The following is a 9,248-nucleotide window of genomic DNA, read 5'->3' as shown; positions in this document are numbered from 1 at the left end:
TTCTGCAAGAGCTACAATATATTTGATTAAACGCTTATCAAAACATTGGTTCTTATTTGTCCTTTCTGTGAAAATGAATTCTGTTTCTTTTGTTTCCATACACTGTTTTTAGTGTATAGCTCTTTTAGGAATCGACAATTATAGGTTGTTGGTAGTCTCTATGGTTAATTGTTCTTGCCTGCCTGGAAAATGATGTACATTGAGTAGCCCATCCGTTCGGGACTTCCATCTGGATAATGGCCAGGAATCCACTTTGGTGAATTCTTAATTAGCCTGATAGCCTCCTCATCACAACCATATCCAATTCCTTCCGGCACCGTAATGTTATTTATACTTCCGTCTTTGTTTACCGCAAAAGCAATGCTTACAATACCAGAAATGTTATTCTTACGAGCCTCTTCGGGATATCTCATATTCTCACTTACATATTTGCTAAACGCTGCCACACCTCCAGGAAATGAAGCGGATGTTGGCCTTGGTCTATCGTCTAGATGGAGTGTTTCGCGCCTGTCAAATACCACGATTGTATCTTTCGTGCTTATCTTGAGTTTCTCAGCGGCATCTTTTTCCGGCATCAGGTATCTTGGTGAATAAAGATTTACAGGAAAGTCGACAACCGACCTCACTGCTTTTTTGCTCAGGTAAGCCGGCTTCCAGACAGCTGACATTTGCAATAATCTCATGGCCTCAATACCAGTGTCAAAACCGGGATCGCTCAGGATCTTAATATTTGACAACGAGCCATCTTTCTCCACAATGAACCTGGCAACAAGTTGCCCTTTCATTCCCTTTTCCTTGGCTTCTCTAGTATATTTAAACTGCGATTTAAAATATTCATACAAACTTTGCTGACCGCCAGGATATTCTGCCATAGTATCTACCATCTTGTAGGTGTACACTTTGTCTGTGGGGACTGCAGTTGCTGCCTTTTTTGCTGCAGGCAATTTTTTATCCGTTTTATCGTCCGGACTTAGCGATATCACCGATACTTTAGCAAGATGTTGCTCGATGTTTACCGATGCCTGCTGAACGATCTGAGATTTGCCAACCATTGCAGATGAAAAGATGATCATAATGGCAAAAAGAGGTACTGAGAGCCCATACTTTAGTATGGCAACCTTGCGAGATTTTGTTTTGTGTAACATGATAATTCTCCTTTTTAATAAAGATTGGTTAAAAAAATTGTTGGTTAATCTTTGCGGTTGTGTATTAAAAACACTGGAGACCAGCAAGAGCGCATATGCTGATCTGTCTTCCAGTGTTGATGCCGCTGAATCATCTGCGATGAATTCATGTATGTTTTTTATGGCGTTTCTATAGAGATATGCAATAGGGTTGAACCAGTTCATCGCCAGAAAGATCTCAAAAAAGATCACATCGGCCGAGTGCCATTGCCTGGCATGGACGAGTTCATGTTTTATTATTATCTCTTTACCTTCCAGTTCTTCGTCTACAGCTATCTTCCCAAAAAAGGAAAAAGCACGGCCTTTTAATTTTATTTTGAAAGTGCTGTTTACCTGATAAAGCTTTCTCAGGAAATTGATCAGGAAAACCAGGCTCACCACTGCATAAATTAACCAAAGCCATTCCGTAGTTGTCAGCCAGGGCTGGTCTGCAGACACTGCAGCGGTCACATTAAGTTGTTCAATTTCCGGTGCGATGACAGCGTAGTTGACCGATTGGGTAAATTCCTGTACTTTTTCTGTAATAAACAAATCTTTAATCCAGTCCGCTTTCATTGCCGGAATGATCAGTGAGAACAGCGCAGAACCCACCAGATAAAAGCGGTTCATTTTAAAGAAAGTCTCATTGCGGAGGATTACAAAATAGAAGAAGTAAAACAGGAGCAGGTAAACGTTTACCTGCAATAAATAGATGAGCGCGTTCATTGTTGTTTCTTTTTAAGGTCTTCAATTAATTTAAGGATTTCGTCAGCCTCTTTTAAGTCCACTTTTTCCTGCTTCAGAAAGAAGGAAAACATTTTTTCTACAGAATTGCCAAAGTAACTGTTCAGTAATTTACCCGCGGCAAAAGCTTTATAGTCCTCAATCCCGACAATAGGGAAATACCTGTGTGTAGTGCCGAAAGCTTCATGGTCCACAAAACCTTTGCCCTCCAGAATACGGATGATGGTAGAAACCGTGGTTGTAGCGGGTTTGGGCTTTGGCAAGTGTTCTACCACATCCTTTACAAATGCCTGTTTCAATTCCCACAACACCTGCATGATCTGCTCTTCTGCTTTGGTTAATTCTTTCATGTAATTTATGACTATATATGTATGCTTTGTTTAAAATACTGATTCATTATAGGTCTTAAAGACAAGTTTGTCAGAATCATAATCTAATATAGAACTAATATTTTAGTTGCGCAACTAAAATATTAGTCCGACATGTTTTATTTTTGTTACATTGCTGCCCGGAGCTGATAAACTAGGTTTTTAGTTTTACATTGCGTTAACCAATTAGCGCACTCATGAACTTTAGGATCTTCGCATTCATTGTCTGTTGTTTTTTTTCCTTTCCTGTATTTTCACAAAACAATTATTCTGTACAAGGTGTGGTCATTGATACCACTACAAATGCGAAAATTGACGATGCCACGGTAAGTGTGATCAGTGCCAAAGATTCCATTCTTCAAAAATTCACTTATACCAAAAAGGGCGTTTTTGGGCTTAACAATCTTAAGCCTGGTAAATTCGTGATTATGGTCACTTATCCGGACTATGCGGATTTTGTAGAGCAATTTACGCTTGATGCAGCCAAGCCCCGGTATAACTTCGGAAGTATCCGGATGATACTGCAATCCAAACTGTTGAATGAGGTGATCATCAAGGCCAGGGTAGTTGCCATAAAAATTAAAGGCGATACTACTGAGTTCAATGCGGCAGCCTACGCAACCCAGAAAAATGCGAAAGTAGAAGATTTGCTGAAACAGTTGCAGGGGATGAAGATCAATCAAAGCGGAGTGATCATTTTTCAGGGTGAACCTGTGAGTAAGGTTCTGGTTGACGGCGAAGAGTTCTTTAGTGATGATCCGGCACTGGTGACAAAGAATCTCCGCGCCGATATGGTGAGTAAGGTACAGGTTTACGATCAGAAAAGTGAGCAGGCCAAGCTGACTGGCATAGAGGATGGAGTTAAGGTGAAAACGATCAATATTGTATTATTGGAAGATAAGAAGAAAGGGCTTTTTGGAAAAGCAGAAGGAGGTTATGGTACTGATGATTTTTACTACGGACAGCTCATGTTCAATAAATTTAGTCCTAAACAAAAATTTTCTGCCTATGGTAATCTTGGCAATACAGGTAAGGTCGGGCTGAGCGGAGCGGATAATAATAAATTCGGAAGCGGTTATAGCCAGGGTGATTACGGTGGTAATGGCATTCCGCTTGCGCGTGATGCGGGGGCGCATTATGACAGTAAATGGAATCAGGATAAGCATTCTGTTAACATGAACTATAAGGCAGGGGCTTTGACCACAGACGGAGAAAGAAATAGCCTGACCCAGAATAATCTGCCCGGAAATTTCAACCGGAGCACCGATGACAGAACATCTCACAGCTATTCCCTTAACCAGGGCTTCAATGGAAGTTTTTCCTCCAAACTGGACTCAACTTCTGATTTTAGTGCCTATTTTAATGGTTATAAGACCAATAGTAACAATGAGGATTCTAATATAGGAAGTACGGTCAGAGGTAACGGCATATTACAGAATGCCAGCAAGGTACTTAATAACGACGAGAGTGAAAGTTTGTCTGTTACTTTAAGCGCAAGTTATATAAAGCGCCTGAAAAAGAAGGGAAGAAGTCTGTCTCTGAATGTATACACTGATTATAGTGAGGCAAATAGAAAGGGTTATCTCAAATCGGATGTAAACTATTTTAATGAGCAGGGTGTAATTGACAGTACGAATACTATAGACCAGTATAAACCTTCGGCAACCAGGAATAACGGGTTTACAACATCTCTTTCCTACACTGACGTGATTACAAAGGCTTTATCGGTTTCTACAACCTATGCTTTTGCAAGAAGAATGAATGACGAAGACCGCAGGTCTTTTAACAGTCCTTCTGCAAGTGTTTACGATCAGCTGGACTCTGCTTTTAGCAGTGAGTACAGATTGATTACCTTGTCTAATATATATAGTTTGAATCTGAGCTACAGTGCGGGTAAAGTTTTTGCAAATGCTAGCACGAGTATTACCAATTCTGAGTATGAGCAAAAGGATCTGTTCGCAGGCGGTGCGCTGAATCGGAATTTCTTAATCTGGCGGCCGGCTGCCAATTTCAGATACCAGCTGAGTAAGGCTGCTTCTTTGTCTTTTGACTATACCGGTAACACAAGAACTCCTTATCTAGCCCAGCTGCAACCGCTGAGGCAGAATTCTGACCCGCTGAACATCACTTTGGGTAATCCGGCGCTGAGACCACAATTTGACAACCGTTTTTCCTATTATTACAGGGTTTATCAACCTACGCTCGATCAGGGGATTAATTTCCGTGGCAGCTACGGCACTTCTATGAATGCCATTGTCAGCAACAGGCTCACTGATTCGGCCGGTATAAATACGCTGCAATATTCCAATCTAAAGGGTAAAAACCCCAGTAGCTGGAATGTTTATGCAGAGGTATACGGGCATGCCACAAAACTTGATTTCATACTTTATATTAGCACCACTATCAATGGAAGTACCTATTTTAATTATGTCAACAATAAGCTGAATAAGATCAGTAATGTAGAATACAAACCCCAGGTCGACATAGCGAAAAACAAGACGACTTATTCATATGGCTTTAGCATAGGACCAAATTATACGGCCAGTTCATCCTCGCTGCAATCAGTGGACAACAATACAAAAGGCTTTTTTAGCAGTTTTAATTTTTACACCAAGCTGCCGTACAACTTTTTTATAGGATCGGATCTTAATTATAAATATAACGCAAAAAATAAGGTCTTTGACCGTAGTTTTGAGCAATTGCTGGTCAATTCCTATATCGGTAAGTCTTTCCTGAAGGAAGAGAACCTGAAGCTGACCCTTCGCGGCAATGACTTGCTCAACCAGAATACCGGATACAGGCGTGACAGTTCGACAAGTGGTTTTATCGAATCCCGGAATACGACCATTAAAAGGTATTTTATATTTTCACTTACCTGGGATTATACAAAGTTTGGCAAATCACTTCAAAAGCAACAATCATGAAACAGCTCTTTATATTAATCGCATGCTTTTTTGCCTTCCCGGGGAATTCAATATATGCGCAAAACAGGCATTTTATCACAAGCGGGGTAATAGAATTTGAAAGAACAGCCAATATGTTTGCCCTGGTGAAAAAGAAAGTGACTAAAAACACGCTGGAGAACAAGCCGTATTATGAACGTTATTTGCGGACCGAACCTCAATTCAGAAAACTGAAGAGCACCTTGACTTTTGATGGAAATACCATGCTTTTTACCCCTGTTGCAGCTGAAACAAACGTACACTGGTGGTATGACAGCCCCATGGCCAACCAGCTCAATATTATTTTTTCAGATGTAAAAAATGGCACAAGTACCATTCAGAAGGAATTTTATGAACGTACTTATCTTGTAAAAGATACCATCCGTAAGATCAGATGGAAAATAACGGAAGAGACCAGGGAAATTGCGGGTTACAAGTGCCGGAGGGCAAACGGGATTATGCTCGATTCCATCTATGTAGTTGCATTCTATACCGACCGGATTCATGTTCCTGGCGGTCCGGAGTCTTTTAATGGCTTGCCCGGAATGATCCTTGGGGTTGCCGTACCGCATGAGCATGTAAGCTGGTTTGCGACAAAAATTAGCGAGCAGGCAGTAGATACAAAAAAGATTGCCCCGCCAAAAAAGGGTAAAGAGGTAAATAATAAACAGATGCGTGAGGAGATTATGAAGGCGATAGGCAATCAGGGTGATTATGCAATTGTACAGCTTAAAGGACTTTTGCTATAAAATTGTACTTTTGCAGCCATCATGCCGCCTGCAAAACGAAAAACTATAAACGCCACATCAGCCTCAGCGCCCCGTAAAAAGCCAGTTGCAAGAAAACGGGCTGTTAAAAAGAAAAAGGCCTTGTCACCCGAATGGAAATTTGCCATAGCAGCCCTGCTGCTTGTGTTGTTCTCTCCCTTATATTATGGGTACATTATAAAAGGCTTTACCTCCAGCTGGCGCTGGATCAAAGACATCGGCGAGGACCCAAACTACCGCACTTACAGCAGCTTTGACATCCGCATACCAAAAGGATACACCATACACGGCATAGACGTTTCTTACTACCAGGGCAAGATCGACTGGAAAAAGGTAAAAGCCATGGAAGATGATGATGTCCGGATCAAATTTGCTTTTATCAAAGCGACAGAGGGCATGTTTAACATAGATCCTTATTTCCAGCGCAACTGGCGTGAAGCGCCAAAGGCAGGGATTACCTGTGGTGCCTATCACTATTTCAAGCCTAAAAAATCAGGAGAATGGCAGGCCAGGTTTTTCCTGCAGACCGTAAAGTTTGAAGTCGGAGACTTACCGCCAGTAGTAGATATAGAAGAGTTAAACGGAGTTGCTGCTTCCAAAATGCGCATTGAACTGCAGGTATTTCTGACACACATCGAAAAGAAAACAAACGTAAAACCCATCATTTACACAGGTCTTTCCTTTTACAATGATTACCTGAAAGGCCATTTTGACGAGTATCCGCTCTGGGTAGCGCATTACCATCAGCCAAGGTTGAAAGTAAATATGGCCAGCTGGCACTTTTGGCAGCATTCAGACAAGGCAAAGATCTCAGGCATAAACCATGTGGTAGATTTCAACGTTTTCAACGGGGACAGCCTTGCGTTTGAGCAAATGCTGATCAAATAATTTATATTTGCTTACATTTGAATTTTGCAAATCCGGACCCCGATGGATACAACTTCACTGGAAGAATTTTATCAGCAGACCTCTTCGCTCATTCCCGAAGGGATCAATAAGGAAATAGGCCATTTCAATGTATTTAAACTGGACGAGCTGCTGGCCAGGAAAAAAGATAAAATGGTGATGCCTTATAACCGGAGGGCTTATTATAAGATCAGTATGATCAGCGGGCGCAATAGAGCCGAATATGCCGACAAGGTGATCGATATCGAAAAAAACTGCCTGCTGTTTGCTACGCCAAAAATCCCCTACAACTGGCTGCCGCAGGATGAAAACCAGTCCGGCAATTTCTGCATTTTTACTCCCGATTTTTTGGTTCAGAACAAAAGCGGCATCCAGCTGGAGCAGCTGCCCATCTACCAGCCGGGGGGTTATCCGGTCTTCCAGCTTACAGATGAGGAGGCAGAAGACATCGCATTCATTTTCAAGAAAATGCATAAGGAGCTATCTTCAGATTATGCTTACAAATATGACCTGCTGCGCAATTATGTACTGGAGCTGATCCATTATGGACAGAAGCTGCAGCCTGCAACGGCACTATATCCTTCGCACACGGCATCAGCACGTGTGTCCTCATTATTCATAGAGCTTTTGGAAAGACAATTCCCTATAGAATCCCCGCACCAGAAGATTGGGTTGCGCACGGCAAAAGATTATGCAGAAAGACTCGCTGTTCATGTAAACCACCTCAATAAAGTATTGAAAGAGCATACCGGAAAAACCACTACCGACATCATTAGCGGCAGGGTTTTGCAGGAAGCCAAGATCCTTTTGAAACAGACCGACTGGAACATTTCAGAAATTGCTTATTGCCTTGGATTTGAAGAGGTTGCCCATTTTTCAAATTTCTTCCGGAAGCAGACCGCACTGACCCCTGTTGCCTTCAGGTCGTGAAGGGCGGCTTATCCCGCTTGTTGTACCAGCAATGATTTGATTTTTGCAAACATTGGATTGATGTTCGCAAACCTCCTGACACCAATGCTGCTGATATTTGTCCTGTTCATCATTTAAAAGAAAATTACAATGACAAATAACAGTAAAATAGCTTTGGTAACCGGCGGCAGCCGTGGCCTCGGCAAAAATATGGCTTTAAGCCTGGCAAAAAGAGGAATCGACGTAATCCTGACTTACAACAGTAAACATGATGAGGCGCAGCAGGTTGTCGCAGAAATTGAGCAGCTGGGACAGAAAGCAGCAGCGCTTCAATTCAGCGCAGGCGAGATCAGCAGTTTTGATGCCTTCATCATCAAGGTGCAGGAGACCTTAACAAACACATTTAATACAGACCATTTTGACTTCCTGATCAACAATGCCGGAACTGCGCTTTATGCTTCCTTTGCGGAAACTACAGAGGAGCAGTTTGATACCGCCTTAAACATCCATTACAAAGGTGTATTTTTTCTGACTCAGAAATCATTGCCAATTATCAATGACGGAGGTCGCATCATCAATATCTCGTCGGGACTTGCGCGGTTCTCTTTTCCGGGATCTTCCGCTTACGGTTCAATGAAAGGCGCCGTTGAAGTGCTCACAAGGTATCTTGCCAAAGAGTTGGGCCCAAGACGCATTGGCGCAAATGTTGTTGCTCCCGGAGCGATAGAGACAGACTTTGGTGGTGGTCATGTAAGAGATAATGACGATGTAAATGCGAATATCGCAAGCCTGACCGCTCTGGGACGTGTCGGTTTGCCGGACGATATCGGTGGCGTGGTTGCATTCTTGTGTACCGAAGATGCCCGCTGGATAAACGGACAGCGCATAGAAGTCTCGGGTGGCATGAATTTGTAAGGAAGAACTTTGGTATTTTATCCTATATTTATAAGTAGGTAAAAATACGAATCAAATGTCACAAAACAAGGGTTTAAAGAAGACACTAACGCCCTTTATGTTGTGGGGGCTTGGAGTAGGGTACGTGATTTCAGGCATGTATTTTGGTTGGAATCTCGGACTGGAAAAAGGAGGTACAGGCGGCATGGCTGTCGCCACATTAACCATCATGCTGATGTATGTCACATTTACATTCAGCTATGCAGAGCTTGCCTGTGCCATTCCCAAAGCAGGGGGGGTATTTGATTATGCAAACAAGGCAATGGGGCAAAATATCGGTTTCATCGCCGGTATTGCCCAAATCGTTGAATTCATATTGGCGCCGCCGGCAATTGCTTTTGCCATTGGCGCTTATTTCAATGCTTTCTTCCCGCAGGTACCCATTCTAACCAGTGCAATAGCCATCTATTTTGTATTCACTGCACTCAATGTCTATGGTGTCAGGGCGGCAGCTTCGTTTGAAGTCATCGTTACAGTATTTGCTGTCGGTGAGTT

Annotated in this window: 8 protein-coding genes; 6 read left to right on the top strand and 2 right to left on the bottom strand. The window is 42.4% G+C overall.

Features of this window, described 5'->3' with window-relative positions:
* Positions 1-164: 164 nt before the first annotated feature.
* On the bottom strand, positions 165-1,889 hold the full coding sequence (locus tag VK541_RS07015) for a M56 family metallopeptidase (RefSeq protein ID WP_324368302.1): 1,725 nt from the start codon (positions 1,887-1,889) through the stop codon (positions 165-167).
* A complete protein-coding gene (locus VK541_RS07010; RefSeq protein WP_324368300.1) occupies positions 1,886-2,257 on the bottom strand; it encodes a BlaI/MecI/CopY family transcriptional regulator in 372 nt (123 codons plus the stop codon). Before VK541_RS07010 ends, VK541_RS07015 begins: the two co-directional genes overlap by 4 nt.
* 215 nt (positions 2,258-2,472) lie before the next feature.
* Here VK541_RS07010 and VK541_RS07005 point away from each other — a divergent pair, with 215 nt between their 5' ends.
* The 6 genes from VK541_RS07005 to VK541_RS06980 all read left to right on the top strand — a co-directional run.
* Entirely contained in the window at positions 2,473-5,199 is a 2,727-nt protein-coding gene (locus VK541_RS07005) for a TonB-dependent receptor (RefSeq protein WP_324368298.1), read from the top strand.
* On the top strand, positions 5,196-5,966 hold the full coding sequence (locus VK541_RS07000; protein ID WP_324368296.1) for a GLPGLI family protein: 771 nt from the start codon (positions 5,196-5,198) through the stop codon (positions 5,964-5,966). The genes VK541_RS07005 and VK541_RS07000 overlap by 4 nt, the downstream gene beginning before the upstream one ends.
* Before the next feature lie 21 nt (positions 5,967-5,987).
* On the top strand, positions 5,988-6,872 hold the full coding sequence (locus VK541_RS06995; RefSeq protein ID WP_324368294.1) for a glycoside hydrolase family 25 protein: 885 nt from the start codon (positions 5,988-5,990) through the stop codon (positions 6,870-6,872).
* A gap of 42 nt (positions 6,873-6,914) precedes the next feature.
* Positions 6,915-7,820: an AraC family transcriptional regulator gene (locus VK541_RS06990; RefSeq protein ID WP_324368291.1), complete on the top strand. Its 906-nt coding sequence runs from the start codon at positions 6,915-6,917 to the stop codon at positions 7,818-7,820.
* A 129-nt stretch (positions 7,821-7,949) separates the two neighbouring features.
* Positions 7,950-8,714 (top strand): SDR family NAD(P)-dependent oxidoreductase, encoded by a 765-nt coding sequence (locus tag VK541_RS06985; RefSeq protein WP_324368290.1) that lies wholly within the window; start codon positions 7,950-7,952, stop codon positions 8,712-8,714.
* Between the two features lie 55 nt (positions 8,715-8,769).
* Positions 8,770-9,248: amino acid permease (locus VK541_RS06980; protein WP_324368288.1), on the top strand; the 479-nt coding region annotated here is incomplete at its 3' end.

The organism is Pedobacter sp. (assembly GCF_035317785.1).
GTDB lineage: Bacteria > Bacteroidota > Bacteroidia > Sphingobacteriales > Sphingobacteriaceae > Pedobacter.
This window is presented reverse-complemented; position numbering and strand designations above follow the sequence as displayed.

Excerpts from the sequence above, each read along its gene's own strand:
- VK541_RS07015 (WP_324368302.1), bottom strand. The coding sequence starts at position 1,889 with ATGAACGCGCTCATCTATTTATTGCAGGTAAACGTTTACCTGCTCCTG.
- VK541_RS07010 (WP_324368300.1), bottom strand. The coding sequence starts at position 2,257 with ATGAAAGAATTAACCAAAGCAGAAGAGCAGATCATGCAGGTGTTGTGG.
- VK541_RS07005 (WP_324368298.1), top strand. The coding sequence starts at position 2,473 with ATGAACTTTAGGATCTTCGCATTCATTGTCTGTTGTTTTTTTTCCTTT.
- VK541_RS07000 (WP_324368296.1), top strand. The coding sequence starts at position 5,196 with ATGAAACAGCTCTTTATATTAATCGCATGCTTTTTTGCCTTCCCGGGG.
- VK541_RS06995 (WP_324368294.1), top strand. The coding sequence starts at position 5,988 with ATGCCGCCTGCAAAACGAAAAACTATAAACGCCACATCAGCCTCAGCG.
- VK541_RS06990 (WP_324368291.1), top strand. The coding sequence starts at position 6,915 with ATGGATACAACTTCACTGGAAGAATTTTATCAGCAGACCTCTTCGCTC.
- VK541_RS06985 (WP_324368290.1), top strand. The coding sequence starts at position 7,950 with ATGACAAATAACAGTAAAATAGCTTTGGTAACCGGCGGCAGCCGTGGC.